Annotated in this window: 26 protein-coding genes; 14 read left to right on the top strand and 12 right to left on the bottom strand. The window is 72.1% G+C overall.

From position 1 onward, the window contains the following. Positions 1-41: 41 nt before the first annotated feature. Both ACGFIS_RS11630 and ACGFIS_RS11625 read right to left on the bottom strand, forming a co-directional pair. Positions 42-1187, bottom strand: a complete 1146-nt coding sequence (locus ACGFIS_RS11630) for an NDMA-dependent alcohol dehydrogenase (RefSeq protein ID WP_392912818.1) — start codon at positions 1185-1187, stop codon at positions 42-44. 131 nt (positions 1188-1318) lie between these two features. Beyond that, entirely contained in the window at positions 1319-1792 is a 474-nt protein-coding gene (locus ACGFIS_RS11625) for a DUF5994 family protein (protein WP_392912817.1), read from the bottom strand. A 213-nt stretch (positions 1793-2005) separates the two neighbouring features. On the opposite strand from ACGFIS_RS11625, the gene ACGFIS_RS11620 reads away from it, so the two are divergent. The 4 genes from ACGFIS_RS11620 to ACGFIS_RS11605 all read left to right on the top strand — a co-directional run bounded on the left by ACGFIS_RS11620 (position 2006) and on the right by ACGFIS_RS11605 (position 5121). Further along, the gene (locus ACGFIS_RS11620; RefSeq protein ID WP_392912816.1) at positions 2006-2266 is read left to right on the top strand and encodes a hypothetical protein; all 261 of its coding nucleotides are present in this window, start codon (positions 2006-2008) and stop codon (positions 2264-2266) included. Positions 2267-2553: 287 nt separating this feature from the next. Further along, entirely contained in the window at positions 2554-3720 is a 1167-nt protein-coding gene (locus ACGFIS_RS11615; protein WP_392970497.1) for an NAD-dependent epimerase/dehydratase family protein, read from the top strand. A 16-nt stretch (positions 3721-3736) separates the two neighbouring features. Then, the gene (locus ACGFIS_RS11610; protein WP_392970494.1) at positions 3737-4504 is read left to right on the top strand and encodes a class I SAM-dependent methyltransferase; all 768 of its coding nucleotides are present in this window, start codon (positions 3737-3739) and stop codon (positions 4502-4504) included. Next, positions 4504-5121 (top strand): GtrA family protein, encoded by a 618-nt coding sequence (locus ACGFIS_RS11605; protein ID WP_392970491.1) that lies wholly within the window; start codon positions 4504-4506, stop codon positions 5119-5121. Before ACGFIS_RS11610 ends, ACGFIS_RS11605 begins: the two co-directional genes overlap by 1 nt. On the opposite strand, the gene ACGFIS_RS11600 is transcribed toward ACGFIS_RS11605, so the two are convergent. Beyond that, positions 5019-5837: a glycosyltransferase family 2 protein gene (locus tag ACGFIS_RS11600; protein ID WP_392912812.1), complete on the bottom strand. Its 819-nt coding sequence runs from the start codon at positions 5835-5837 to the stop codon at positions 5019-5021. The genes ACGFIS_RS11605 and ACGFIS_RS11600 overlap by 103 nt on opposite strands. Before the next feature lie 29 nt (positions 5838-5866). After that, positions 5867-6811, bottom strand: coding sequence for an NAD-dependent epimerase/dehydratase family protein (locus ACGFIS_RS11595; RefSeq protein WP_392970488.1), 945 nt, complete (start codon positions 6809-6811; stop codon positions 5867-5869). Between the two features lie 128 nt (positions 6812-6939). On the opposite strand from ACGFIS_RS11595, the gene ACGFIS_RS11590 reads away from it, so the two are divergent. Beyond that, positions 6940-8145: a hypothetical protein gene (locus ACGFIS_RS11590; protein WP_392970485.1), complete on the top strand. Its 1206-nt coding sequence runs from the start codon at positions 6940-6942 to the stop codon at positions 8143-8145. Here ACGFIS_RS11590 and ACGFIS_RS11585 read toward each other — a convergent pair. The 3 genes from ACGFIS_RS11585 to ACGFIS_RS11575 form a co-directional block, all read right to left on the bottom strand. Continuing rightward, positions 8093-8227 (bottom strand): hypothetical protein, encoded by a 135-nt coding sequence (locus ACGFIS_RS11585; RefSeq protein WP_392970482.1) that lies wholly within the window; start codon positions 8225-8227, stop codon positions 8093-8095. The genes ACGFIS_RS11590 and ACGFIS_RS11585 overlap by 53 nt on opposite strands. 27 nt (positions 8228-8254) lie before the next feature. After that, positions 8255-9787 (bottom strand): sodium-dependent transporter, encoded by a 1533-nt coding sequence (locus ACGFIS_RS11580; RefSeq protein ID WP_392970479.1) that lies wholly within the window; start codon positions 9785-9787, stop codon positions 8255-8257. 174 nt (positions 9788-9961) lie between these two features. Next, the gene (locus ACGFIS_RS11575) at positions 9962-10762 is read right to left on the bottom strand and encodes a hypothetical protein (protein WP_392970476.1); all 801 of its coding nucleotides are present in this window, start codon (positions 10760-10762) and stop codon (positions 9962-9964) included. A gap of 96 nt (positions 10763-10858) precedes the next feature. Here ACGFIS_RS11575 and ACGFIS_RS11570 point away from each other — a divergent pair, with 96 nt between their 5' ends. Together ACGFIS_RS11570 and ACGFIS_RS11565 are read left to right on the top strand one after the other, a co-directional pair. Next, positions 10859-11650, top strand: a complete 792-nt coding sequence (locus ACGFIS_RS11570; RefSeq protein WP_392912806.1) for a crotonase/enoyl-CoA hydratase family protein — start codon at positions 10859-10861, stop codon at positions 11648-11650. After that, on the top strand, positions 11647-13197 hold the full coding sequence (locus ACGFIS_RS11565; RefSeq protein WP_392970473.1) for a class I adenylate-forming enzyme family protein: 1551 nt from the start codon (positions 11647-11649) through the stop codon (positions 13195-13197). Before ACGFIS_RS11570 ends, ACGFIS_RS11565 begins: the two co-directional genes overlap by 4 nt. 19 nt (positions 13198-13216) lie before the next feature. Here the strand turns inward: ACGFIS_RS11565 and ACGFIS_RS11560 are convergent, their stop codons facing one another. Continuing rightward, complete coding sequence (locus ACGFIS_RS11560; protein WP_392970470.1) at positions 13217-14230, bottom strand: LacI family DNA-binding transcriptional regulator; 1014 nt, start codon at positions 14228-14230, stop codon at positions 13217-13219. A 166-nt stretch (positions 14231-14396) separates the two neighbouring features. On the opposite strand from ACGFIS_RS11560, the gene ACGFIS_RS11555 reads away from it, so the two are divergent. Genes ACGFIS_RS11555 through ACGFIS_RS11535 form a run of 5 tightly spaced genes read left to right on the top strand, consistent with a single transcriptional unit; the run spans position 14397 to position 20202 of the window. Then, positions 14397-15395: a zinc-binding dehydrogenase gene (locus ACGFIS_RS11555; RefSeq protein ID WP_392912802.1), complete on the top strand. Its 999-nt coding sequence runs from the start codon at positions 14397-14399 to the stop codon at positions 15393-15395. Then, a complete protein-coding gene (locus ACGFIS_RS11550) occupies positions 15392-15970 on the top strand; it encodes a TRAP transporter small permease (RefSeq protein WP_392912801.1) in 579 nt (192 codons plus the stop codon). The genes ACGFIS_RS11555 and ACGFIS_RS11550 overlap by 4 nt, the downstream gene beginning before the upstream one ends. After that, entirely contained in the window at positions 15967-17241 is a 1275-nt protein-coding gene (locus ACGFIS_RS11545; protein ID WP_392912800.1) for a TRAP transporter large permease, read from the top strand. Before ACGFIS_RS11550 ends, ACGFIS_RS11545 begins: the two co-directional genes overlap by 4 nt. Before the next feature lie 59 nt (positions 17242-17300). Beyond that, complete coding sequence (locus ACGFIS_RS11540; protein ID WP_392970467.1) at positions 17301-18308, top strand: DctP family TRAP transporter solute-binding subunit; 1008 nt, start codon at positions 17301-17303, stop codon at positions 18306-18308. Positions 18309-18348: 40 nt separating this feature from the next. Continuing rightward, the gene (locus ACGFIS_RS11535; RefSeq protein WP_392970464.1) at positions 18349-20202 is read left to right on the top strand and encodes a bifunctional sugar phosphate isomerase/epimerase/4-hydroxyphenylpyruvate dioxygenase family protein; all 1854 of its coding nucleotides are present in this window, start codon (positions 18349-18351) and stop codon (positions 20200-20202) included. Between the two features lie 54 nt (positions 20203-20256). On the opposite strand, the gene ACGFIS_RS11530 is transcribed toward ACGFIS_RS11535, so the two are convergent. Continuing rightward, a complete protein-coding gene (locus ACGFIS_RS11530; protein WP_392912797.1) occupies positions 20257-20859 on the bottom strand; it encodes a DNA-binding response regulator in 603 nt (200 codons plus the stop codon). Then, entirely contained in the window at positions 20856-22118 is a 1263-nt protein-coding gene (locus ACGFIS_RS11525; protein ID WP_392912795.1) for a sensor histidine kinase, read from the bottom strand. The genes ACGFIS_RS11530 and ACGFIS_RS11525 overlap by 4 nt, the downstream gene beginning before the upstream one ends. Before the next feature lie 106 nt (positions 22119-22224). Here ACGFIS_RS11525 and ACGFIS_RS11520 point away from each other — a divergent pair, with 106 nt between their 5' ends. Together ACGFIS_RS11520 and ACGFIS_RS11515 are read left to right on the top strand one after the other, a co-directional pair. Continuing rightward, a complete protein-coding gene (locus tag ACGFIS_RS11520) occupies positions 22225-22647 on the top strand; it encodes a hypothetical protein (RefSeq protein WP_392912794.1) in 423 nt (140 codons plus the stop codon). After that, the gene (locus tag ACGFIS_RS11515; protein ID WP_392912792.1) at positions 22640-23236 is read left to right on the top strand and encodes a hypothetical protein; all 597 of its coding nucleotides are present in this window, start codon (positions 22640-22642) and stop codon (positions 23234-23236) included. Before ACGFIS_RS11520 ends, ACGFIS_RS11515 begins: the two co-directional genes overlap by 8 nt. 12 nt (positions 23237-23248) lie before the next feature. On the opposite strand, the gene ACGFIS_RS11510 is transcribed toward ACGFIS_RS11515, so the two are convergent. Then, positions 23249-23824 carry a class I SAM-dependent methyltransferase gene (locus ACGFIS_RS11510; RefSeq protein WP_392912892.1) on the bottom strand — a complete coding sequence of 192 codons (576 nt, stop codon included), beginning with the start codon at positions 23822-23824 and terminating at the stop codon, positions 23249-23251. A 103-nt stretch (positions 23825-23927) separates the two neighbouring features. Further along, the gene (locus tag ACGFIS_RS11505; RefSeq protein ID WP_392912791.1) at positions 23928-24266 is read right to left on the bottom strand and encodes a TraR/DksA family transcriptional regulator; all 339 of its coding nucleotides are present in this window, start codon (positions 24264-24266) and stop codon (positions 23928-23930) included. Positions 24267-24546: the final 280 nt, after the last annotated feature.

Genomic DNA, 24546 nt, shown 5'->3' with positions numbered 1-24546 from the left:
CCGGCCCGCGCCGCTGCGCGGACCGGACGTCCCGGAACGGGTCAGTACTTGATCATTCCGCGGATGTTCTTGCCGTCCCGCATGTCCTGGTAGCCCTGGTTGACCTGGTCGAGGGTGTAGGTGTTGGTGACCAGTTCGTCCAGCTTGAGCTTGCCCTCGTCGTAGAGGCGCAGCAGGCGCGGGATGTCGCGGCGCGGGTTGGCGTTGCCGAAGATGCAGCCGACCAGTTCCTTGCGCTGCATCGCCAGGTCGAACAGGTTGAGCTTGACGTCCTCCTGGAGGATCGGCGCGACCGCGACGACGACGCCGCGGCCGCCCTTGGCGACCATGCTCATCATCGGGTTGATGAGGTCGCCGGTGGCGACGCCGGTCGTGAGGAGGGCCTTGTCGGCGTTGGCGCCCCAGGTGAGCTCCATGACCTTGGCGGCGGCCTCCTCCATGGACGCGGCGGAGTGGGTGGCGCCGAACTCGGTCGCCTTCTCCCGCTTCCAGTCGACCGGGTCGACGGCGATGACGTGGCGGGCGCCGGCCATGGCCGCTCCCTGCACGGCGTTCATGCCGATGCCGCCGAGGCCGATCACCACGACGCTCTCGCCCGCCTGCACCTTGGCCACGTTGACGGCCGCGCCCCAGCCGGTGGTCACGCCGCAGCCGACCAGCGCGGCCTTGTCGAGCGGGATCCAGTCGTCGATCTTGACGGCGGACGCCTCGTTGACCACGGTGTACGGCGCGAACGTGCCGGTGCAGCACATGGTGCCGAGGTCCTTGCCGCTCTTGGAGTGGTGCCGGGCGGTCATGTCGCTGATCTGCCGTCCGGCCAGCAGCACCGCGCCCATGTCGCAGAGGTGCTGGCGGCCCATGGCGCACGAGGGGCAGCGGCCGCAGGCAGGGACGAACGACAGAACGACGTGGTCGCCCTCCTGCAGGTTGGTGACGCCGGGGCCGACCGCGACGACCTCGCCGGCGCCCTCGTGGCCGCCGATGAGCGGGAACTGCTCCGCGCCCAGCAGTGCCGCGATCTCCTCGCTGAGCACCATGTCCCCGGTGACCACATGCTCGTCAGAATGACACAGGCCGGACGCGGCGAGCTTGATCTTGACCTCGCCCGCCTTGGGATCATCGAGCTCGATGTCCTCGATGCTCCAGTCGGTGTGCGGTTCCCACAGGATCGCTGCTCGAGTCTCCACTGATGCCTCCTGATGGACTGGAGCCGGTTGTGCTTCTTAGATACTAGAACTTGATTCGGGAAGCTAGGGGTGAACGGGTATCGATCCACCCCGGCCCGATCCGGTTTCGGCAGGTGAGGCCGCCCGCGGACTCAGTTTCGGGCGGTGGAGATGTCGCAGGAGGCGAGGATCTCCTGCGGCATCACGCCTTCCGTCTCCACGACGGACCTGGCCAGGGCGGCCTCCGCGGACGACGGCCTCGCCCCCGGCGGGACGACCAGCAGCAGGGTCGGGTCCGCGTGGCCGCGGGTGACCGCGATCATGTGGTCGAGGTTGGCCAGCCAGCCGACCCTGACCTCGCGTCCGAGGGCGGTGATGCGGAGGGGCACGTCGTCCCAGTCGTCGAAGTCGACGTTCACGCGGGTGATCTCGTCCGAGGGCTCCGCGAGGGCGGTCACCAGCGCGGTGAGCTCGTGGACGGCGGCGCGGGATCGCGGCCACCAGCCGCCGTCGATGATGCCGCGTCCCCGGCCACCCGGTGCCAGGCGCAACCGTGGCGGCACCGTCTCGTCATCGGGAAGCGCGGCCGTGGCGGGCGTGGTGGCGAACTGAGCGGAGCGGGCCATGCAGCGGGCCTCATTCTCGGTCCATGCGGTACCGGGTCGTGAACCGCCGGGGACGGCGCCGGCAAGACGGCCCGCGCGCGGAATGCCCTCGGCAACCGCCAGCTTACGCAACGGACACGTGAATCCGAACGCGTAGACTCCGGATATCCGGCAACGACGGCATCCCGCCCGCGGCTGACCCGCCACGCCGGCTCGCCCCCGAAGGGGGACGCCATGCCGCTCCCGGACCGCACCCGCCACGTCGACGGAGACCACCCCATCCGGGCGTCCCGGATGAGTCTCACCGGGCCCGTGTCGATCATCGCGGTCGCGCTCATCGTCTTCACGGTGTTCTGGGCGACGACGACCCCGCCCATGGCGGTGATCATGGCCATGGCCACCCTGGCGGCCGGAACGTTCCTGCTCGTCCTGGTCTTCGGGACCGGCCGGCTCCGCGGACGCACCCGGTCGCCGGAACTGTGGCGGCGCCGCTGACCCCGTAGTGCGGCGGAGCCTGGGCGACGCGCGGGGAACTGCCGGGGCCGTCGGCGCGTTACGGCTTCGACGCGACGCGGCCGCGCACGATGGCCGCAAGTTCGACATGGTCGATAGGGTGTCGGCCAGATGAGCCGGGAAGTCTTGTCGGCATGGTGGTTACGCACGGTCCAGTGGTGTCGGTGTGGGGAGACGATCGGCCCACCTCGCCACGTCCCGCAGGGGGGTGGACGCGATCGCGGTCTCGTCCGGCCCGCCGTGGCTTGAGGTAATTACAGGAGAGGTACATGCGTGTTCTAGTCCTCGGCGGCGATGGATATCTCGGCTGGCCGACCGCCCTGCATCTGTCGCAGTGCGGTCACCAGGTCGCCGTCGCCGACAACTTCGTCCGGCGGCAGTACGACTTCGAGCTCGGCGTCGAGAGCCTGGTGCCCATCGAGTCGCTGCAGACGCGGGTCGGGGCGTGGCGCGAGCTGACCGGTGAATCGATCGGCGTGTACGTCGGCGACCTGACGGACGCGGAGTTCACCTACGGGATGCTGCGCGAGTTCCGCCCGGAGGCCGTGGTGCACTTCGCGGAGCAGCGCGCGGCGCCGTACTCGATGATCGACCGCAAGCACGCCGTGTACACGCAGGTCAACAACGTCGTCGGCACGCTGAACCTGCTGTACGCGATCGGGGAGGTCGACCCCGACATCCATCTCGTCAAGCTCGGCACGATGGGCGAGTACGGCACACCCGAGATCGACATCGAAGAGGGCTGGCTGGAGGTCGAGCACAAGGGCCGCCGCGACCGGGTCCTGTACCCCAAGCGGCCCGGGTCGTTCTACCACCTGTCGAAGGTCCACGACAGCCACAACATCGAGTTCACCTGCCGGATCTGGGGGCTGCGGGCCACCGACCTCAACCAGGGCGTGGTCTACGGGCAGGCGACCCCCGAGACGATGCTGGACGACCGGCTCGCGACGCGATTCGACTACGACGCCGTCTTCGGCACGGTGCTCAACCGGTTCGTCATCCAGGCCGTCCTCGGGCACCCGCTGACGGTGTACGGCAGCGGCGGGCAGCGCCGCGGGATCATCGACATCCGCGACACCGTCCGGTGCGTCCAGCTGGCCTGCGAGAACCCCGCCGAGCGCGGCGAGTTCCGGGTGTTCAACCAGATGACCGAGGCGGCGTCCGTCCAGGAGATGGCCGACACCGTCGCCCGCTGCTTCCCCGGCGACGTCCAGATCGACCACCTCGACAACCCCCGCGTCGAGCGCGAGGAGCACTACTACAACGTGGTGCACACCCGGCTGCTCGATCTCGGCCTGTCCCCGCACCTGCTGTCCGATACCCTGATCACTTCGCTGTTCGACGTCGCCAAGCGGTACGCGGCCCGGGTGAAGCCCGAGGCGCTGCGTCCCAAGGTCAACTGGCGTGAGCAGGCCGGACCCGTTCAGGAAACGTGACACGGCTGGGAGCCTCATGAACGACTCGCAGGGCGCCTTCACCCGCGCCACCGGCCGCGGGCTCGGAGACCGGGACGCCGAGTCCGCGGGCGCGGACAAGCCCCGCTACCGGCGCTACCAGTTCGATCTGATCGCCCCGCACTGCGGCGCCGGTGTGCTGGAGGTCGGCGCGGGCCTGGGCGAGTTCTCGGCCCAGTTCACCGGGCTGGACCGTCTCGTGGTCACCGACGTCGACCCCGGCGCCGTGGCCGTGATGAAGGACCGGTTCGCCGGTGACGAGAAGATCGCCGGTGAGATCGAGGTCCAGGGGTTCGACCTGGACGCGGGCGATCGCCTGGACCGGCCGGTCGACTCGGTCGTGGCGATCAACGTGCTGGAGCATTTCGAGGACGACGCCGGCGTGCTCGCCTCGCTGGCGCGCTCGGTCGTTCCCGGCGGCACGATCGTCCTGTGGGTGCCCGGTTACCAGAGCCTGTACAGCGATTTCGACCGCAGGGTCGGGCATTTCCGCCGCTACACGCCCACGACGCTGCGGGACGCGATCCGGCGTGCCGGGCTTGAGTGCGAGCGGGTGCGGCCGGTGAACCTGCTCGGCGGCCTTGCCTGGTGGGCGGCCATGCGGCTCGGGCGGGCGGAGGCGCCGAACAGCGGAGCGGTCGGCGTGTACGACCGGGTGATCGTCCCGGTCACCCGGGTGCTGGACCGGATCCTGCCGGTGCGCTTCGGCCAGTCGGTCCTGGCGGTCGCCCGTGTGCCGGCCGAGCCGGAGGCATCGCGGGATTGATGCACGCCGATTCCGCCTGGTCCCGGTCCAAGGCCCGGTCCAAGGCCCGGTCCGAGGACAAGCCCTGGCCCGAGGACGAGGCTCGACCCGAGGACGAGGCCCGGCCCCGGTCCCGCGGCCGGCGCGCCTTCCGGCTGATCTTCACGCGTTACACGATCGGCTCGGTGCTGGCGGCGGTGGCGAGCGAGGCGACGCTGCTGCTGACGTACGGGCCCGGGCTCCTCAGCCCGGGCGCCGCGTCCGTGGCCGCCTGGGGGGCGGGCGCGGGCCTGAACTACGTCCTCAACCGGCGGTGGGCGTGGGGACGGCGAGGACGCGCGTCCCTGTGGCGCGAGCTGGTGCCCTACTGGGGGATCGCCGTGGCCAGCATGGTCATCTCCGCCTGGGCGACGGGCGCGGCGGACCGCCTGAGCCCCCGGCTGTTCGACTCCGACGGCCTGAAGACGGCGTTCGTCGGCGGGGTCTTCCTCGCCGTCTACGGCCTGATGTTCGTGGTGAAGTTCGTCCTGTTCCACTACCTCGTCTTCGCGGGCGGCCCCGGCACCCGGCCCGGGGCCGGTGAGGCGGACGCGCCGCGGCGTTCCCGCCACCAGGTCCCGACGACGACCCGTGAGTAGCGGAAGCCGTACACGAGGTTGCCGCCCTTCTTGGTGGACCCGGCCGTGCGGAGCCGCATCGTCGCCGGCACCTCCCGCACCCGGTACCCCCTGGAGATGACGCCGATGAGCAGCTCGGACGACTGGTACTGCGGCTGCCGGAGGGTGACGGCGCCGGTGACCTCGGCCCTCATGGCCCGCATGCCGAACGAGGTGTCGGTGATGCGCTGCCCGGTCAGCCTGCTCACCAGCCAGGCGAAGACGTGAACGCCGACGCGGCGGACGCGGTCGTAGGTCTCCTGCCGGCCCAGCAGGCGCGACCCGGTGACGAAGTCGGCCTCGCCCTCCAGCACGGGGGCCAGCACCCGCGGGATCTGGGCGGAGTCGTACTGGCCGTCGGCGTCGGTGGTGACGATGAACTCGGCGCCGCCTTCGCGGGCGAGGCGGTAGCCCAGCCGCAGCGCGGCCCCCTGCCCGCGGTTGACCGGCACGTCGCAGACCATCGCGCCGTACTCGCGGGCGACGGTGGCGGTCTTGTCGGTCGCCCCGTCCACCACCACGATCACCGCGGTGGCGCGTCCGGCGACGGTTCCGGGGATCGAGCGCACGACCTCGCCGATGCCGCGTTCCTCGTCGTAGGCGGCGATGACGACCGCGATCGGCGGCAGCTTCGTGCCGTACTCGTCGGCGAAGTCCGCGACCGCCGCGTCGTCGACGGAACCTCCCGCGTCGTTCACGCCGCCTCCCGCGCGGTTCGGTGCCCCGGTCACGCGACCTCCACCGGTGCGAAATCGGGCCAGACGGTCGCCATCCCGGAGCGGAGGTCGTGGTGCGGCTCATAGCCCAGCGCGCGCGCCTCGGAGATGTCGAGGACGACCGCGGGCATCTCGCCCGCCTTGGCCGGCGTGTACTCGACGGGGATGGGCGCGCCGGTGACCGCCCGCGCCGTGTCGATCAGGTCGTTGACGCTCGTGGAGGAACCCGACCCGACGACGAGCGGGCCGGTGCGGCCGGTCCGCCACGCCAGCAGCACGGCCTGCACCACGTCGTCGACGTGCACGTAGTCGCGCAGCTGGGCGCCGTCGCCGTACACCTGGACGCCGCCGCCCGAGGCGGCGGCGCGCATCAGCCGCGGGACGAAGCTGTCCTTGTGCCGCATGCCCGGCCCGTACACGTTCGCGAAGCGCACCGCGCAGGTCTGCATCCCGTACACGCCGGTGTAGGCGCTGAGCAGCATCTCCGCCGCCGCCTTCGTCGCGCCGTAGGGGGTGAGCGGCCGCAGCGGCATCCGTTCGCTGATGGGGGTGCCGCCGACGTCGCCGGTCACGGCGTTGGTCGAGGCGAACACCACGCGCGGCACCTCACGTTCGCGGCACAGCTCCAGCAGGTCGGCGGTGGCCTCGACGTTCAGGCGGTAGACGCCGGCCGGGTCCTCCACCGACTGCAGCACCGAGGTCACCGCGGCCAGGTGGACCATGCCGTCCAGCCCGCGCGAGACGGCGGCGCGGCGCACCTGCGGGTCGCACAGGTCGCCGACCACCGACCGGACGGCGGGGTCGGGATGGGGCTGCCGATCTGCGACGACGACCTCCGCCCCAGCGTCCAGCAAGGCGGTGACCAGGCGGCCGCCGATGAATCCGGCACCCCCGGTCACCAGCACCCGCGCCCCGGTGAGGCCCGGGTCCTGCCCCGGAGCCGTCGTCCCTGTCATTTGCTCACCCGCCGTACGCTCGTGAAACTTCTGATCGCCGACCCTAACGGAACCTCGGCCGGGGTACCGACTCGAACCGGCGAGGCGCACCGGGTCCGGCATGGTGATCAACGGATGAGGGGCGAGCGGTGATCCATGTTCTGGTGATGGGGCTGCCGCTGGTGGCCGGGCTCGCCCTCGGCGTGCTCGCCGCGCGGCGGCGGTGGGCGCCCCCGCTGTGGGCGGCCGTGGCCGTCGGGGCGGTGCTGCGCGCGGCGATGATGCTGATCGCCGCGCAGGACACCTGGCAGCCCTATGACCTGGCCGTGGACTTCCCCGCCACCGCCGACGCCGTGCTCGACGGCCGGGACCCGCTCTTCGAACTGCGCGAGGGCGGCTGGCATTTCCTGCCGCTGCTGGCCTATCTCCTCGCCGGAGTCCGGGCGCTCGGCGACCTGCTGGGGCTGCCCTGGGGGTTCACCGGACGCGTCGTTCCCGTCCTGGCCGATCTCGCTCTGATCCCGCTGGTGGCGAAACTGAGCACGGATCCGGATTCGCGGGTCCGCGCCCTCCGGGGCCTCCAGTACGCGTGCGCGCCGGTGGTGCTGATGGTGAGCGCCGTGCACGGCCAGTTCGGCCCCATCACGCTGGTGCTGGGCGCCGCGGCGCTCCTGGCCGCCCGCAACGGCGGGGTCCATCTGGCGGGTGTGCTCATCGGCCTTTCCGTCACCTCGGCCAACTGGTCGGTGCTGCTTCTGCCCGGTGTCCTGCTCGCCGTCCCCGGCCTGCGGCGCCGGCTCACCGTCCTCGGGTGGACGGCCGTGGTCCCCGTCGCGTTCCTGGTCAGCAGCGTCCCGGTCTTCGGCACCCCGATCGACCGGCTGCCCGCCACTCTGTCGGCGTCGCTGTCGGCGCGTCCGGTGGTGGGGGACTGGGGATGGACCGCGATCGTGACCGGCGGCGAGCAGGTGGTGTCCGCCGGGTACGGCACCGTCGGCACCCCGGTGCTCGCGCTGGCGCTGCTCGCCGCCGCCTGGTGGTGGCGCAAGGCGGACCCCGTCGCCCTGACCCTCGCGCTGCTGCTGGTCTTCCTCATCGTGACCTACCGGTTCGGCGCGCAGTACCTGATGTGGCCGATGCCGTACCTCATCATGCGCTGGGGCCGGGGCACCTGGCCCGTGATCGTCGTCACCGGCCTCTGGGCGGCCTTCGCCTACCTGTTCATGACGCGACTGACCCCGGCCCCGTGGCAGGACGCGCACATCTGGTGGGCGCTGTCGTCGCTGGTGGTCATCGCGTTCCTCATCCGCGCACTCCCGGCCCGGCCGCGGCCCGCTTCTCCCGATCCTTCCTGACCGCCCAGAAGAGCAGCAGGATCAGCACGAGCACGTCGCCGCCGAGGAACACGACGGTCCACACCAGGACTTCGGTGTCCACGGGGTCTCCTTTCTCACCGGGCGGAACTCAGGAGGAGGTCTTGTCATCGCCGCCTTCGACCGCGCCTTCGACCGCGCCGGAGGGCGGGACGGCCCCGGCGGGCGCCGGTGCGGTCATCGGCCCGCCGCCGATCCGGTCGGCGAAGACGTTGTTCAGCGCGTACAGGACGACGAACAGCAGGGTCCACTGCAGCAGCAGCGTGGCGACGCTGAACGTCGCGAAGGGGTTCCACCAGTCGTCGGGGGCGAACTCGTCGATCGCCCGGTAGACCCACCAGCCGATGACGAACGCGAACATCGCGGGGAACAGCCGGATCAGCCACGGCCACCAGGCCCGGATGCGGAAGTCGCTGTCGGCGTCCATCGCCGCCCGCGCCCGCTCCAGCCCGTACTTCATCATCGCGATCGCCGCCAGCAGGCCGCTGATCAGCAGCGCGACACCCCACACGAAGTCCTGGTTGGCGAAGAAGTCCAGGCTGAGCGCCGAGGGAATGCCGGCGACGGCGGTGACCGCGACCACCAGCCCGACCGCGCGCGTGCGGGTCACACCGGCGTCCATGACGTTGCGGGTGGCCAGCTCCGCCATCGCGATCAGGCTGGAGAGCCCCGCCATGACGAGCGCCAGGAAGAACAGCACACCGAAGAAGGCGCCGCCGGGCATCTCGGCGAACAGCTGGGGGAAGAAGACGAAGGCCAGGCCCTCGTTGCCCGCGGTGGCGCTGGCGATCTGCTGCGGCTCGCCCAGCGCGTACAGCGCGCCGATCACGGCGGTGCCGGCGAGCAGGGACGCCAGCAGGTTCCCCGCGCACACCGCCGTGGCGTTGAGCCCGAAGTCCTCCCGCCGCCGCATGTAGACCGCGTAGGTCAGGTAGAGGCCCCACCCGGCGCCGGTGGAGAAGGCCATCTGGGTGAACGCCTGGAGCCAGAGCTGGGCGTCGCCGAGCCGGTCCCACTCGGGGACGAAGAGGTGCCGCAGCCCCTCCTCCGCCCCGTCCAGCGTGAGCGCCCGGACCGCCAGCACGAGCAGGATCACGAACAGTGCGGGGATGGCCCACTTGAGGATCTGCTCGTAGCCGCGTTTGAGTCCGCGGGCGACGATGGCGCCCACCAGCCCGATGGCCAGCAGGTGGAACAGGATCGTCTGCCAGGGGGTGGAGGTGAACTCGTCCCACAGCGCTTGGGTGTCGCGCCCTTCGTCGAAGGTCCCGGTGAGCGAGTAGAGCAGGTAGCGCAGCGTCCACCCGCACACCACCGAGTAGTAGAACAGGATGCCGACGGTGACGAACCCCATGTAGGCGCCCATCCAGGCGAACCTGCGCCCCATGAAGTCGCGGAAGGCGCCCACCGTGCCGAGCCTGCTCTTGGAGCCCATGAAGGATTCGGCCATCAGGATCGGGACGGCCCACACCAGGTTCGCCACCACCAGGGCGACCAGGAAGGCGCCCCCGCCCCACTCGGCCGCCACCCGGGGGAACCGCCAGATGTTCCCGGTGCCGACGGCCATCCCGATCGCGGCGGCGACGAAGGTGATCCTGCTGCCGAACACTTCCTTGGCCGCCATCGGGGGCTTCCCTTCCACGATCCGGTTCCGCCGGTCCTGTGCCCCCGCTGCGACACGGCCGGATCCGTACCGGACGACGCCGCTCCTGCGACCATCACCCGAGAATCAGGTGGGTTCAAGGGAAAGAGTTGACAACGGCCGCGCGTCCGGCCGGGTCACTCTGGCCCGAGGGTTTCAGTCCGGGTTGTCGGCGTCCAGGCCGAGGAGGCGTCCCCAGGTGGCTTGGGCGGTGTTCTGGTAGGCCGTGGTGACCGCGACCAGCCGGCGGTGGGGTTCGGGGTCGCAGAGCTCTTCGGGGAGCAGGGGGTCGTGCAGGATCGTGGCGATCGCCCGGCTGCCGAGCAGGAGGGACTCGTGGGCGAACTCCTCGGGGGTGAGGGTGCCGAGGTGGTCGCGGCTCCGGGTGAGCTCGTCCGCCGTCCGGGTGAGGCGGGCGATGAGGCCGCCGGTGTCCCAGAGGCCGCGAAGTTCCCGGTCGGTGGCCGGATCGAGCCGGTCGATCGCGAACACGACCGCCTCGGGGGCCATGCCGGTGCCGGTGAGCGTCCCGCGCAGCCCGTCCACGCCGCCGCGGAGGTTGTCGGGACGGACGTGCAGCGCGCCGCGCCAGGCGTGCAGTCCCAGGAGCTGCAGGGCCCGGTCGTGGTGGCGCAGGGCCGCGCGGTCGGTGCGGGCGGTGGCGGAGTTCTCGACCGCGGCCCAGCGTCCCGTCCACGGCACGCGGGAGGTGTGGCGGGTCGCCCACTGCTCGATGTGGGGGTAGGCGCGCAGCCGGTCGGGACGCGCGATGTAGACGCCGCGGCCGTCGCGTTCCAGCACGCCCTGCTCGTTCAGCCGTTTCGCGGCCATCCGGATGCTCGGCGCGCTCAACCCCACGATCTCCCCGCCCAGGCACAGCGTGGAGATCGAGAACCGGGTGCGCGGCCGGGCCGTCACCAGGTCCAGCAGGAATTTGCGGGCGGTCAGCTCGAGCACTTGTAACAACTCCTAGCCAGATTTTTCCACAGTGTGTTACAAATGGAAGAGGTCGTTTCACTGTAGGTCGTGTTCTGCGGACCGCGGGAGGTGCCGATGGCAGACGTGCGTGTCGAGGTGGCGGGCACGACCACCACGATCTGGATGGACCGTCCCGACCGGCGCAACGCCGTCGACCGGCGGATGGCCGCCGAGCTGCGCGAGGCGTTCGAGGCGTTCGAGGCCGACCCGGGGCAGCGCGTGGCGGTGCTCGCCGGGACCGGCGGGACGTTCTGCGCCGGAGCCGACCTGACCTCGGTGGGGGACCCCGAACGCAGCAACGAACTCGACCCCGCCGGTGGCGGAAGCGGCCCCATGGGCCCGACCCGGATGAAGCTCGGCAAGCCGCTCATCGCCGCCGTCAGCGGGTACGCCGTGGCGGGCGGGCTGGAGCTGGCCCTGCTCGCCGACCTGCGGATCGTGGAGCGCGACGCGGTACTGGGCGTCTTCTGCCGCCGCTGGGGCGTGCCGCTCATCGACGGCGGCACCGTCCGGCTGCCGCAGATCGTCGGCCTGGGCCGGGCGCTCGACCTGATCATGACGGGACGGCCCGTGGAGGCCGACGAGGCGCTCGCCATCGGCCTCGCCAACCGGGTCGTCGAAACCGGGCAGGCGGTCGACGCCGCACGGGAGCTGGCCGACCAGATCGCGGGCTTCCCGTTCGAATGCGTGCTCGCCGACCGTGCCTCCACCTACGCCGGCCTCGACCTGCCCCTCGCCGAGGCGCTGCGCGCCGAGGGGGCCGCCGGCGTTCCCATCGTCCAGCGTGAGGGCGTGGCCGGCGCCGCCCGCTTCGCCGCCGGAGCGGGCCGGCACGGCCGGTTCGCCCGAGAGGAGACCACCCCATGAGTCCCACCACCCGTGAGCTGATCGTCCGTGGCGCACGCCAGCACACCGATCGGGCCGCCGTGATATTCGGCGACGAGGAGCTGACGTTCGGCCAGGTCGACGAGCTCAGCAACCGGCTCGCCCACGCGCTGGCGCGGGAGGGCGCCGGCCACCACCGGCGCGTCGGCCTCCTGGTGAACAACAGCATGCTCAGCGTCCCGCTCGACTTCGCCTGCGTGAAGGGCGGGATCAACCGCGTTCCCCTCAACGCCCGGCTGTCGGTGGCCGAGCACGTCACCATGCTCACCGACACCCGGTGCGAACTCGTGGTGTTCGGCGCCGACCTGACCGAACGGGCCCGCGAGCTGGCCGCCGCGCTGCCCGGCGTGGCGTTCCTGGGCCTGGAGACAGGCCTGGACGGCGAACCGCCCCTCATGGAACGGGCCAAAAGCGCGCCCGCGACCCTGCCCGACGTCGAGGTGGGCGCCGACGACGTGATCCTCACCCTGTTCACGTCCGGCACGACCGGGACCTTGAAGGCGGCGCAGCACACCCAGGCGTCCTACGCGGGCATCTGCCGGAACGTGCTGCTCAACCTCTTCCCGGCCACGCACGAGGACGTCATGCTGCACGCGGCGAGCCTCATCCACGCCAGCGGGGTGTTCGTGCTGCCGCTGTGGCTGCGCGGCGGCCGCACGGTCATCCTGCCCGGCTTCGCACCGGAGCCGTTCCTGCAGGCGATCACCCGCCATGGGGCCACGGCGATCAACCTGGTGCCGACCATGATCCAGATGCTGGTCGAGCACCCGGACTTCGCGACCGCCGACGTCTCCACGCTGCGCCGGGTCATCTACGGCGCCTCGCCCATGCCGCGTCCCGTCATCGAGCGCGCCATGGGCGTCTGGGGCCGGGACCGCTTCTGGCAGTACTACGGGCAGACCGAGATCCCGCTGTGCATCGCGGTGCTGCGTCCCGAGGACCACACCGGCGACCGGCTCGCCGCCTGCGGGCAGATCTCGACCGAGATCGAACTGCGGCTGCTGGACGAGGACGGCCGCGAAGTCCCGCAGGGCGAGCCGGGCGAGATCGTGGTGCGCGGCCCCTCGTCCGTCGCCGGGTACTTCGACGCCCCGGAGCTGACCGCGGAGACCTTCCGCGACGGCTGGGTCCACACCCGGGACGTCGGCGTCCTGGACGACGACGGCTTCCTGCACCTCAAGGACCGGACCTCCGACATGATCATCAGCGGCGGCTACAACGTCTACCCCCGCGAGGTCGAGGACGCCCTGCTGGAGCACCCGGCCGTGCGCGAGGCCGCGGTCGTCGGCACCCCCGACGAACGCTGGGTGGAGGCGGTCACCGCCGTCGTCGTCCTCGCCCCCGGGACGACCGCCGACGACGAGCTCCGCGAACGGCTGGTGGCGCACGTGACCGAACGGGTCGCCTCCTACAAGAAGCCCCGCAGGATCGTCTTCAGCGACGCCGTCCCCAAGACCGCCGTCGGCAAGCTCGACCGCAAGACCCTGCGCGCCCGCCTCGCCGCCGGCGACGCGCCCCCGAATCCCTGACCGGCCCGCGCTCCCAGGGTCAGCGGGGGGTGGGGCCGGTGGAGCGGCGGATGGCCAGGTGGGAGGGGAGGACGACCTGGTCGCGGGCCGGGCGGACGCCGTCGCGGTCGCGCATGGCCAGGAGCATGTCGACGGCGGTGCGGCCGGACTCCTCGAACTGGCCGGCGAGGGTGGTCAGCGGCGGAGAGCAGAAGTCCGCGCCGAAGATGTCGTCATAGCCGACGACGCTGATGTCCTCGGGCACGGCCACGCCCCGTTCGGCGCAGCGGCGCAGGACGCCGATGGCGAGCAGGTCGTTGTGCGCGACGGCGGCCGTGGCGCCCGTCCCGAGTGCGGCGTCGGCGGCGGCGGCGCCACCGGCCACGGTGGGGGGAAAGGGCCCGATGCGCCGGGCGGAGATGCCGTGCCGTCCGGCGGCGACCGCCAGGGACTCCCAGCGGCGTGCGCCCAGCCAGGAGCGGGGCGGTCCGCCGAGGAAGACGATCGAGCGGTGGCCGAGCGAGGCGAGGTGTTCGACGATCTGGCGGGTGCCCTCGGCGTGGTCGACGATGACGCTGTGCACGCCGGCGACCTGCCGGCTGACCAGGGTGAGGCGGTGCCCGGCCGAGAGCTTCGTGATCTCCTCGTCGGACATGCGGCTCGCCGCGATGACGAACCCGTCGACGGACGGCCCGAGCCGTTCGATGTTGCGCGCCTCGACCTCGGGTGACTCCTCGGTGTCGCCGACGATGAGCGTGCAGCCCGCGGCGCGCGCCTGGTGCTCGGCGCCGCGGATGACGCCGAAGAAGTGGGGGTTGGTGATGTCGGAGACGAACAGCGCGAGGGTGTCGGTCCGGCCGGACGGCAGCGCCCTGGCCAGCGTGTTCGTGCGGTAGCCGAGCCGGGCCGCGACCTCGGCGACGCGGGCGGCGGTCGCCGCGTTGACGCGTCCGGGGTTGGACATCGCACGCGACACCGTGGAGGGCGACACCCCCGCCTCCTGCGCCACGTGGTAGATCGTCGGCCGCCCGCTGCCCGCTCGTCCCTCTGCCACTCGCCCACCCTCCGCTCGGCCCGCGCCGGCCTCAGTTTCCCATGATGGAAAGTTTTGGCAACCGCTTGCCATGGCTCGACCACTGATTTTAGGGTCAACGGCACATTCAAGAAATGTGGCGGGGGTCACAGCGGCCACCGCCACCCGTGCGCGAAGAACGGAACACATGCGGGCAATCGTCCTGACGGAACCCCGGCGCACCGAGGTCGTCGACTCCTGGGCGGAGCCGGACCCCGGACCCCACGACGTGGTCGTCGCGATGAGCGCGGTCGGCCTGTGCGGATCGGACCTCGCCGTCCACGACGGCACCCGTCCCACGCCCGCCCTGCCCTGGGTGCCGGGCCACGAGGGCGGCGGACGCATCGTCGCCGTGGGCCCGGCCGTCCACGACCGGCATGTCGGACAGCATGTGGTGGTCGAGCCCAACTACTGCTGCTTCTCCTGCTCCCCGTGCCTGCGCGGCCTCACCTCCGGCTGCGAGCGCAGGCTCAGTCCCGGCATCACGGTCCCCGGACTGCTCGCCGAACGGGTCGCCGTCCCCGCGCGGTTCGCCTGGCCGCTGCCGTCCCCGGTAGGCGCGGAGACCATGGCGTGCGTCGAGCCGTTCGCGGTCGCCCGGTCGGCGGTGCGGCGCGCCGGTGTGGGCCCCGGTACCGAGTGCCTGGTCGTCGGCGCCGGGTCACAGGGCCTCCTCACCTGCCTGTCGCTCCTGGAGGCCGGAGCCGGCGTGTTCGTGACCGACCCCCGGGCCGACCGGGTCGCGTTCGCCGAGCGGATCGGGGCCCGGTCCGTCGCGCCCGACGACGAACGTCATTTCCCGTTCGTCTTCGACACCGCCGGAGTCCCCGCCGCCTGGGAGACGTCCGCCCACAAGGTCGCGACCGGCGGGACCGTCATGGTGATCGGCATGAGCAGTGAGCCGGTCGGGCTGTCGACGATGGAGCTGACGCGGCGGCAGCTCCAGGTGCGCGGCACCCTCATCTACGACCACCCGGACGACTTCGCCGCGACCGTCGCGGCGGTCGCCGGCGCGGCTGCCCGGCTGGCCGGGCTGCTGCGGCCGGGCCTGCCCCCGCGGCAGGCCGAGCGTGCCTTCGCCGAGGCCCGGACGGAGCCCGGCAAGTCCTGGATCGACCTGTCCGACTGGGGGGAGGACCACCGATGACCCCTGCCACCACCGTGCCCCCGGGCCGCCGGCCCGGCCGCGTCCTTCGGGCGCTGTCCCTGGCCGAGGCGATCACCGGCAGCGTCCTGCTGGCGGTGATCGGCGTCCTGATGCTGCTCCAGGCCGCGCAGCGCTATCTGCCCGCCGGCGGCTGGGTCTGGACCGGTGAACTCGCGCGGTTCAGCTTCGTCTGGCTCACCTTCGCGATGTCGGGCTACCTCGCGGCACGCGACAGCCACATCACCTTGAAACTGGTCGACATCGTGGCCGGGCCCCGGCTGCTGCGCATCGTCCGCGCCGCCGCCAACATCACCGTCGCGATCGTCTGCCTCAACCTCCTCTACGAGGCGTGGGTCCTGGTCACGGCCGGCGACTCACAGGCCTCGCCCGCGCTCGGCATGCCGATGCGCTTGTTCTACGCCATTCCGCTCGCCGGACTGCTCCTCACCACCGTCCGCTCGATCGTCGCCGTCTTCCGGCCGGAACCCGAGGCGGACGACACCGACGAGACGGACGCGACCGCCGAAGGCGGCCAGAGCGGTCCCGACAACCGAGAGGACCAGCAGCCGACATGAGCATGGTGCTACTCGGCGCGGCCATCGCCGCCCTCCTGCTGTTGCGCGTCCCCGTCGCGTTCGCGCTGCTCGGCCCGTGCCTCACCTACGTCTCCCTGGAGGGCTACTCGGCGGGGCTGAGCGTCCGGCAGGCCACCGAGGCGGTCAACAGCTTCCCCCTGCTGGCCGTCCCGCTGTTCATCCTCCTCGGCGTCGTCGCCAACCACGCCGGCATCGCCGACCGGCTGTTCGAGTTCGCGCTCGCCGCCGTCGGACGGGTCAGGGGCAGCCTCGGCTACGTCAACATCGGCGTGAGCCTCGGGTTCTCCTGGATGAGCGGTTCGGCGCTCGCCGACGCCGCCGGCCTCGGCAAGGTCGAGGTCCCCGCGATGGTCCGCAACGGCTACACGCCGCGGTTCGCCGTCGGCATCAGCGCCTCCTCCAGCCTGATCGGGCCGGTCATGCCGCCGAGCATCCCCGCGGTCGTCTACGCCGGCATCGCCGGAGTCTCGACCGGGGCGCTGTTCGCCGCCTCGGTCACCCCCGCGTTCCTCATGGCCGCGGGCCTGGCCGTCATGGTCTACGTCCTGGTGCGCCGCCGGAGCGATCTGCGCGGCGACCCCTTCTCCTGGGCGACGCTGCGCCGCACGGGCCTGCGCGTCCTCGGCCCGCTGGGCGCCCCGGTGATCATCTTGGGCGGCATCCTCGGCGGGGTGTTCACCCCGACCGAGGCCGCGGCGGTGGGGGCCGCCTACGTTCTCGTCCTCGGCGCCGCCTACCGCCGCATCACCTGGCGGGACCTGTTCGGCATCGCCCGGGAGACCGCCGCGACCACGGCGTCGATCACCCTGATCGTCGGCGCGTCCGGGCTGCTCGCCTGGATCCTCGCCCGGGAGCGGATCCCCCAGCGGGTCTCCGAGGCGATGCTCGGGCTCACCGACAACCCCCTCGTCTTCCTGCTGCTGGTCAACGCTCTGATGATCCTGCTGGGCGCCATCCTGGAGGGCATCTCGGTCCTGGTGATCACGGTCCCGATCCTGCTGCCGATCGCCGCCGAGTTCGGCGTCGACCCGATGCACTTCGGCGTGATCATCATCATGAACCTGATGATCGGCCTGCTCACACCGCCGATCGGCGCGGTGCTGTACGTCATGAGCCCCGTCGCGCGGATGCCGGTCCACGAGGTCTTCCGCGGGACCCTTCCGTTCCTGCTCCCGCTCCTGGCCGTGCTGATGCTGGTGACCTTCGTCCCCGGGATCGTCACCTTCCTGCCCCGGCTGCTCGGCCTGTAGCGACCCGGGCCGGCACCACCCACGACCCGACACCCCCCACCCCGTGAGGAGCAAGGCAGATGCCGAGAACACCCCACAAGACGCTGCTGGCCCTGACCGCCACGGCCGTCCTGGCGACCGGCTGCAGCGCGATGAACAGCGGCGACGACGGAGGAACCGTCACCCTGTCCTTCGCCAACAGCTACACCGACAACCATCCGCACACCCGCTGCGGCATCAAGGCCGTCGCCGACGCGGTCAACGGCCAGGACATCGGCGTCAAGGTCGAGACGTTCCCCAACAGCCAGCTCGGCAACGACGACACGCGCTTCACCTCCGTCAGGTCCGGCGACCTCGACATGGACGTGCAGGGCTCGTCCGCGCTGGCCGGGAGCTACGCCCCCATCGGCGTCCTGGACATGGCCTACGCGTTCAACGGGCCGGACCACCTGTTCACCTTCTTCGACGGGCAGGAGGGCACCGGCCTGAAGGCGGAGTTCGCCAAGGCGACCGGCGCCCGCGTGCTGGACGTCTGGTACTTCGGGATGCGGCACTTCACCGCCAACAAGCCGATCCGCAAGCCCGAGGACCTCAAGGGCCTGCGCATGCGGTTCCCCGACTCCAAGATCTACCTGGAGAACGCCAAGGCGGTCGGCGCCACCCCCACCGCCGTCGCGTTCGAGGAGCTGTACCTCAGCCTCCAGCGCAAGACCATCGACGGGCAGGAGAACCCGATCCCGACGATCGCGGAGAAGAGCCTGGACGAGGTCCAGACCCATGTCAGCCTGACCGGACACCAGACCGGCTCCCAGCTCATCGTCATCAACGAGGAAAGCTGGAAGAAGCTCGGTCCCGAGCAGCAGAAGGCCCTCCAGAAGGCCGTCTCGGACACCCGCGCCGCCAACCGGAAGTGCATCGAGCAGGACGAGGCGAAGATCCTCGCCGAGTGGAAGGGCAAGGGCGAGCCCGCGATCGTCGAGGACGTCGACCGCAACGCGTTCGCCACGAAGGCCAGGGCGTACTTCGGCGCGAACCTCGAAGGCGAGCAGGCCGGGCTGTTCAAGACGATCCGCTCCACCGCCCCCTGACCGGCGAACCGGGCCCTGCGCGGGAATGGAGGGAAGGACCATGCGACGGTCGATCGCGACGGTGTGCCTGTCGGGCACGCTCGAAGACAAGCTGAGCGCGGCCGCGGCCGCCGGATTCGACGGCGTCGAGATCTTCGAGAACGACCTCCTCGCCTGCCCGCTCAGCCCCGAGCAGGTCGCCGAACGCTGCGCCGGCCTCGGCCTGACCGTCGAGCTCTACCAGCCGTTCCGCGACTTCGAGGCCGTCCCGGAGGAGCTGCACCGGCGCAACCTGCGCAGGGCCGGGCACAAGTTCGCGCTGGCGCGGCGCCTCGGCGCCGGCACCGTCCTGGTGTGCTCGTCGGTCGCGTCCGAGGCCGTCGACGACGACGCCCTCGCCGCCCGGCACCTGCGCGCCCTCGCCGAGGTCGCCGCCGACCACGGGGTCCGGGTCGCCTACGAGGCGCTGGCCTGGGGGAGGTTCGTCCGGACGTGGGAGCGTTCGGCGGACCTCGTCCTGCGGGCCGACCATCCCGCGCTGGGGCTGTGCCTCGACAGTTTCCACGTGCTGTCACGCGGCGGCGACATCACGGGCATCGCGGAGTTCCCCGCCGAGAAGCTCTTCTTCCTCCAGCTCGCCGACGCCCCGCACCTGCGCATGGACGTGCTCCAGTGGAGCCGCCACCACCGGCTCTTCCCGGGGCAGGGCGCCTTCGACCTCGTCGGCTTCACCTCGCGGGTGCTCGCGGCCGGCTACCCCGGCCCGCTGTCGCTGGAGGTCTTCAACGACGTGTTCCGGCAGGCACCCCCCGGCCGCGCGGCCGTGGACGCGATGCGTTCGCTGATCGTGCTGGAGGAGGGACTCGTCCACCGCGACCCCGCGGCGGCCGCCCGCCGGGGCCTGCCCGCGCCGGTCCCGGCGGCGTCCGCGCCCGAAGGTTTCGCCTTCGTGGAACTGGCGGCCGACGCCGAGTCCGGCACCGAGATGGCCAGGACCCTCGCCGCCACCGGATTCGCGCACATCGGGCAGCACCGGTCCAAGCCGGTACAGCTCTGGCAGCAGGGCGATGCCCGCGTCCTGCTCAACACCACCGGAACGGCCCGGGCCGCCATCGGCGCGTTCGCCGTCGAGACCGGCGATCCCGGACGCTCGGCGCGGCGTGCCACCGCGCTGCTTGCCCCCGCCCTGCCGCGGACCCGCGGTGCGGCGGAGGCCGACCTGACCTCGGTGGCCGCCCCCGACGGCACCGCCGTCTTCTTCTGCCGGACCGGCGCCCCGGACGGCTGGCTCGGCGACTTCATCCTCTCCGGCATGCCGGGACCGGCCGAGGCCGGCATCACCGCCATCGACCACCTCGCCCTGTCGCAGCCCTTCGACGCGTTCGATGAGGCGACCCTCTTCTACCGCTCGCTGTTCGGTCTCGCGCCCGAGCACGACGCCGAACTCGCCGCGCCCTTCGGGCTCGTCCGCAGCCGGGCCGTCACCGACCCCGGCCGCAGGCTGCGCCTCCTGCTCGACGGGACCGTGCTGCGCCGCGGCTCCTGGGCTCCGGCCGTCCCCGACCCCCAGCACGTGGCCTTCCACACCGGCGACATCTTCCGCACCGCACAGGTCCTGCGCGGCCGTGGCGCCCCGCTCCTGGACGTCCCCGGCAACTACTACGACGACCTGGACGCCCGCCTCGCACCCGACCCGGCCCTGCTCACCGCCCTGCGCGAGCACGGCGTCCTCTACGACCGGGACGGCGACGCCGAGTACTTCCACCTCTGCACGGAGATCCTGGGGTCGCGGGTCTTCCTCGAATTCGTCCAGCGCTCCTCCGGCCATACCGGCTACGGCACCGCCAACGCACCCGTCCGCATGGCCGCCCACCGCGCCGCCCACACCCGAAAGCGCGCGGCCCGGAGCCCGTGACGCCGGGGACCGCGACCAGGGACCGCGACCAGGGGCCGCGACCATGGGCCGTGATCAGATCCAGCCCTCTTCCCAGGCGCGGTGCGCGGCGGCATGCCGCGAGTTCGCACCCAGTTTCGCCATGGCCGACGACAGGTAGTTGCGGACCGTGCCGGGAGCGAGGTGCACCTCGGCGGCGATCTCGCTGACCGGCGCTCCCGTCCGGGACGCGCGCAGCACCTCCAACTCCCGCCCGGAGAGCGGGCAGTCGCTCTCGGTCAGCGCGGACGCGGCGATGTCGGGGTCGACGTAGCGGCGGCCCGCGGCGACGTCCCGGACGATCTCGGCGAGCCGGGAAGCGGGCGTCGTCTTCGGCACGAACCCCTGGACCCCGGCGGCCAGCGCGCGGCGCAGCACCCCCGGCCGGGCGTGCCGGGTGACGAGGATGATCCGGGTCGGCAGCTCGGCGCGGATGAGCCCGGCGGCGTGCAGCCCGTCCGCCGGCGGCATCTCCAGGTCGAGCACCGCGATGTCGGGACGGTGCAGGCGGGCCAGCTCGACGGCGTCGGTCCCGGTCGCCGCCTCCGCGACCACGGTCAGGTCGTCCTCCAGCTCCAGAAGGGCCGCGAGCGCGCCGCGCAGCAGGTCCTCGTCGTCGGCGATCAGCAGCCGGATCATCGGTCGCCCGCCTCCGCGTGCAGCGGCAGCGAGCCGGTCAGCTCGAACCACTCGCCGTCGTGTTCCCAGGTCAGCCTGCCGCCGACCTGTTCCAGCCGGTCGGCGAGGGTGCGCAGGCCGGTGCCGGTTCCCGTTCCGGGCGTGTCCACCGCCCCATCGTTGCGCACCCGCAGCCGGGCCGTGCCGTCCGCCACCCGGTAGCCGATCGCGGCGCCGCGCGCCCGGCTGTGCCGCAGCATGTTCGTGGTCGCCTCCCGCATCACCAGTCCCAGCAGGTGCCGGCAGGCGTCCGGCAGCTCGCCTGCCCCCGGGTCGTGTCCCGGTTCCACGCGGGTCTCGATGCCGGCGGCCGACAGCACCTTGGCCGCGTTGGCGAGTTCCTCGTCCAGTGTGGTGCGCCGGTACCCCTGCACCACGGCCCGGGTGTCGCTCAGCGCGTCGACGGCCAGCTGATGCACCTCCGTCATCTGTTCCGCGGCCCGCGCCGCGTCGGTGCCGGCGAGCCGCGCGGCCAGCTCGCTCTTGAGCGCGATGACCTGCAGGTGATGGCCCTGGATGTCGTGCAGGTCGGCGGCGAAGCGCAGCCGCTCGTCCTTGACGGCCAGCTCCGCGGCCATTCGGCGGCCCTGGTTCAGCCGGTCGGCGACGTCCCACGCCCACAGTGCCCCGAGCGTCGTCCACGCCGTGAAGGCGACCATCCCGGCCGGGAATCCCGTCGCGAACCGCCACCCGTCGCCGGTGGCGCCGCCCGCCAGCCCGCCGATCGCCGCGGCGGCGACGATCCCGGCGGCGATGAGGAGCCGCCGCCGCTCCGGCGGCAGGAACGTCGCGGTGACCGACACCATCACCGCCGGCGCCAGCGACCACAGCCGCTGGCCGGGCAGCGCCAGCGGAATCACCGCGAGCGGCACCGCGGCCGCCCACCCGGCGGTGAGCCACGCCACCGGCGGCCGGGGCAGTTCGGAGTCCCCGCCCCCCTCCGCATCGGTGGACGGCAGCCGCCGGCCGAACAACACGACCATCGCCACGATCAGGAGGAGCAGTGCCGCCGCGGCCGAGGCACGCCCCGGGACGCTCAGCTCGGGATGCGTGATCCAGTCCTCGGCGAACATGACCACGAAGATCGCGAACGTCGCGGTCAGGCTCCACCGGACGTGCCTGCGGAAACGCTCAAGGCCCGGCTCGCGACCCACCGCGGCCCCGTCCGGGCGGCGCACACCGGATCCGGGCGGCGCATGACGAATGTCATCGGATCCCATGACGATTTCCTGCTCTCCCGTGCGGTTCCGGCACTGACGGCTGTTCCGGGCGTCCACCAGGCTTGGACGCGAAGATACCCAACCCCCGTATAGAAGGGACCCGGTCATGACGACACCCACCACCGGTCGCCCGCAGGCGATCGCCTGGCGGCACCTCCTCCGCCACTACCTGGAAATGATCGCAGCGATGTTCGTCGGGATGGCCGTCCTCGGCATCGCCGTGCGGGGCGCCCTGGCCCTCACCGGGCTGGAGTTCCCCGGCGGCGACGAGTGGGCCTCCGTGGAGATGGCCGCCGAGATGTCCGTCGGAATGGTCGTGTGGATGCGCTACCGCGGCCACGGCTGGGCGAGCTCCCTGGAGATGACGGCCGCCATGTTCGCGCCGCTCGCCCTGCTGTTCCCGCTGCTGTGGTTGAGCGTGATCGCGGGCGGCTCGCTGATGCTTCTGGAACACGTCCTGATGCTGCCTGCGATGTTCCTGCTCATGCTCCGCCGCCGCACCGAGTACGGGAGCGCGGCCCATGTCTGAGCTCGGCACCGCCGCGCCCGGTGCGGAAGCGCGGCCCACGTCAAGAATCGGCACCGCCGCCCGGTATCTCTGGCCGACGGCCCTCGCCGTCGCGATGAGCGCCGCCACCTGGGGCGGCGGCGGCGACACCGGCGAGCAGGTCACGTCCCTCGCGCAGGCGTTCATACTGCTGCCCCTGCTTTACCTGCTGGTCGCGAAGTTCCATTGGCGCCGGGGGACGTGGGCGGTGCTCGCCGTCCTCCTCGTCGCCTTCACCGCCTTGGAGGCGGTGGACGTCGTCGACCCGGCCGGGGTCGCCGCGGCCGTGGCCCTGGCCGTCCTCGTCTGGGGCGCCGCCGACGGGCGCCTGTTCCGGTCGGGTGAGCTCCAGGCACAGGCACTCGCCATGATCGGCTTCGGCGCCGTGGCGCTGGCCGGCCTGATCATCGACCCGGAGGCGGGCCGCTACGTCGTGGCGGCCGGCTGGTTCCTGCACGGCATCTGGGACCTCGTCCACCTCAGGCTCGACAAGGTCGTGCTCCGCTCGTACGCCCTATGGTGCGCCGTGATCGACGTCCTCATCGCCGCCCAACTCATCCTCTTCGTGTGACACCGGCCAAGGTCACCGCAGGCGGAGGCGGTACCACTGCGGTGAGGTCCTGTTCATCGGCCAGCCCAGCCCCTTGGTGTCCGCGGGCTGGACGTCGAGCAGTTCCCAGTCCGGGAACGCGGCCTCGACCTCCGCCTGGGACACCCCGCCCACCCGGGCGCGCAGCCGGGTGCGGCCGAAGGCGAGCATGAGCAGCGTCGAGCCGGGGTTGGCCAGCGCGGAGACGCCCCGCCCCTCGGCCCGCTGCTGCTCGGCGTCGAAACCCTGGAAGCAGCCGACGTCGAGGAAGAAGTCGAACGTCCCGAGGCCGGCCGGCGGCAGGTTCGTCACGTCCCCCACGACATAGGTGACGCCCTCCACCGCCTGGCGTCCGGCCGCTTCGATCGCGGCCGGCACGTAGTCGACGCCGACCGCCTCCCAGCCTCTGCGTCCGAGTTCGGGGGTGAACTGGCCGCGACCGCAGCCGAGGTCGAGGGCCCGGCCGAGCGGGCGGGGCCGCTCGGTCTCCTCGCGGTCGAGCAGCGCGGCGATACTCGCCGCCGCGGCTTTTCCGTAGCGCTCCCAGGGGGTGACGCCGAAGCGATACATGCGGGCGTAGTTCGTCACGTTTCCGACCGTCTCATGGTGGAACCCAGCGCCCGCACCGGGGTCGGCGAACCGGCGGAGGACCCCGCGCAACGTGTGATGCGGGTCAGGTGCTTGCGCAGGCGATGCAGGTACGGGCGGCCGGCCGTGCGGCCAGGCGTTCCTCCCCGACCGGGCCGCCGCAGCGTTCGCAGATGCCGTAGGTACCGTCACCGAGGCGGCGGAGCGCGTCGTCAAGGTCGGCAAGATGCGCGCGGGACCGGCTCAGCGACGCCTGGATCCGGGCGCGTTCGAAGGCGATGGTGGCGCCTTCCGGGTCGTGCTCGTCATCCACCCCGGTCTGCGCCGACGCCTCGACGATGCCGTCCCAGTCGCCGCTCAGCGATGCCACGAGTTCCACGGTGGCGGCGCGATCCGCGATCAGGCGTTCCTCCGCTATGGTCACCTGACTGTCAACGCCCGCCGCGCCGCACGCGATTCCGATGCCGGTCAGAGCGGGTACTGCGGGGGCTCGCCGCGCATGGTGATCCAGCGGTCTCGGTGAACGCCTCGATGTTCGCCGTGGCGCCGCCGAAGCGGCACCCGTGCCGGAGATCGCCCGGCCGGGCACCCCGGCCGCCTCGTAGCACTCCTCGGCCGCGACGTGCAGCGCGAAACCCGGCGATGCCGGGGACCGCTCCGACCTCGCGGATGTTCCAGCCGCTGATCTCCTCGGCGTGCTGCCG

The organism is Spirillospora sp. NPDC048824 (genome assembly GCF_043198455.1).
Lineage (GTDB): Bacteria > Actinomycetota > Actinomycetes > Streptosporangiales > Streptosporangiaceae > Spirillospora.
This window is presented reverse-complemented; position numbering and strand designations above follow the sequence as displayed.

Excerpts from the sequence above, each read along its gene's own strand:
- ACGFIS_RS11530 (WP_392912797.1), bottom strand. The coding sequence starts at position 20,859 with ATGATCCGGCTGCTGATCGCCGACGACGAGGACCTGCTGCGCGGCGCG.
- ACGFIS_RS11525 (WP_392912795.1), bottom strand. The coding sequence starts at position 22,118 with ATGGGATCCGATGACATTCGTCATGCGCCGCCCGGATCCGGTGTGCGC.
- ACGFIS_RS11550 (WP_392912801.1), top strand. The coding sequence starts at position 15,392 with ATGACCCCTGCCACCACCGTGCCCCCGGGCCGCCGGCCCGGCCGCGTC.
- ACGFIS_RS11580 (WP_392970479.1), bottom strand. The coding sequence starts at position 9,787 with ATGGCGGCCAAGGAAGTGTTCGGCAGCAGGATCACCTTCGTCGCCGCC.
- ACGFIS_RS11520 (WP_392912794.1), top strand. The coding sequence starts at position 22,225 with ATGACGACACCCACCACCGGTCGCCCGCAGGCGATCGCCTGGCGGCAC.
- ACGFIS_RS11625 (WP_392912817.1), bottom strand. The coding sequence starts at position 1,792 with ATGGCCCGCTCCGCTCAGTTCGCCACCACGCCCGCCACGGCCGCGCTT.
- ACGFIS_RS11610 (WP_392970494.1), top strand. The coding sequence starts at position 3,737 with ATGAACGACTCGCAGGGCGCCTTCACCCGCGCCACCGGCCGCGGGCTC.
- ACGFIS_RS11535 (WP_392970464.1), top strand. The coding sequence starts at position 18,349 with ATGCGACGGTCGATCGCGACGGTGTGCCTGTCGGGCACGCTCGAAGAC.
- ACGFIS_RS11545 (WP_392912800.1), top strand. The coding sequence starts at position 15,967 with ATGAGCATGGTGCTACTCGGCGCGGCCATCGCCGCCCTCCTGCTGTTG.
- ACGFIS_RS11555 (WP_392912802.1), top strand. The coding sequence starts at position 14,397 with ATGCGGGCAATCGTCCTGACGGAACCCCGGCGCACCGAGGTCGTCGAC.
- ACGFIS_RS11595 (WP_392970488.1), bottom strand. The coding sequence starts at position 6,811 with ATGACAGGGACGACGGCTCCGGGGCAGGACCCGGGCCTCACCGGGGCG.
- ACGFIS_RS11615 (WP_392970497.1), top strand. The coding sequence starts at position 2,554 with ATGCGTGTTCTAGTCCTCGGCGGCGATGGATATCTCGGCTGGCCGACC.
- ACGFIS_RS11510 (WP_392912892.1), bottom strand. The coding sequence starts at position 23,824 with ATGTATCGCTTCGGCGTCACCCCCTGGGAGCGCTACGGAAAAGCCGCG.
- ACGFIS_RS11620 (WP_392912816.1), top strand. The coding sequence starts at position 2,006 with ATGCCGCTCCCGGACCGCACCCGCCACGTCGACGGAGACCACCCCATC.
- ACGFIS_RS11570 (WP_392912806.1), top strand. The coding sequence starts at position 10,859 with ATGGCAGACGTGCGTGTCGAGGTGGCGGGCACGACCACCACGATCTGG.
- ACGFIS_RS11540 (WP_392970467.1), top strand. The coding sequence starts at position 17,301 with ATGCCGAGAACACCCCACAAGACGCTGCTGGCCCTGACCGCCACGGCC.
- ACGFIS_RS11605 (WP_392970491.1), top strand. The coding sequence starts at position 4,504 with ATGCACGCCGATTCCGCCTGGTCCCGGTCCAAGGCCCGGTCCAAGGCC.
- ACGFIS_RS11515 (WP_392912792.1), top strand. The coding sequence starts at position 22,640 with ATGTCTGAGCTCGGCACCGCCGCGCCCGGTGCGGAAGCGCGGCCCACG.
- ACGFIS_RS11565 (WP_392970473.1), top strand. The coding sequence starts at position 11,647 with ATGAGTCCCACCACCCGTGAGCTGATCGTCCGTGGCGCACGCCAGCAC.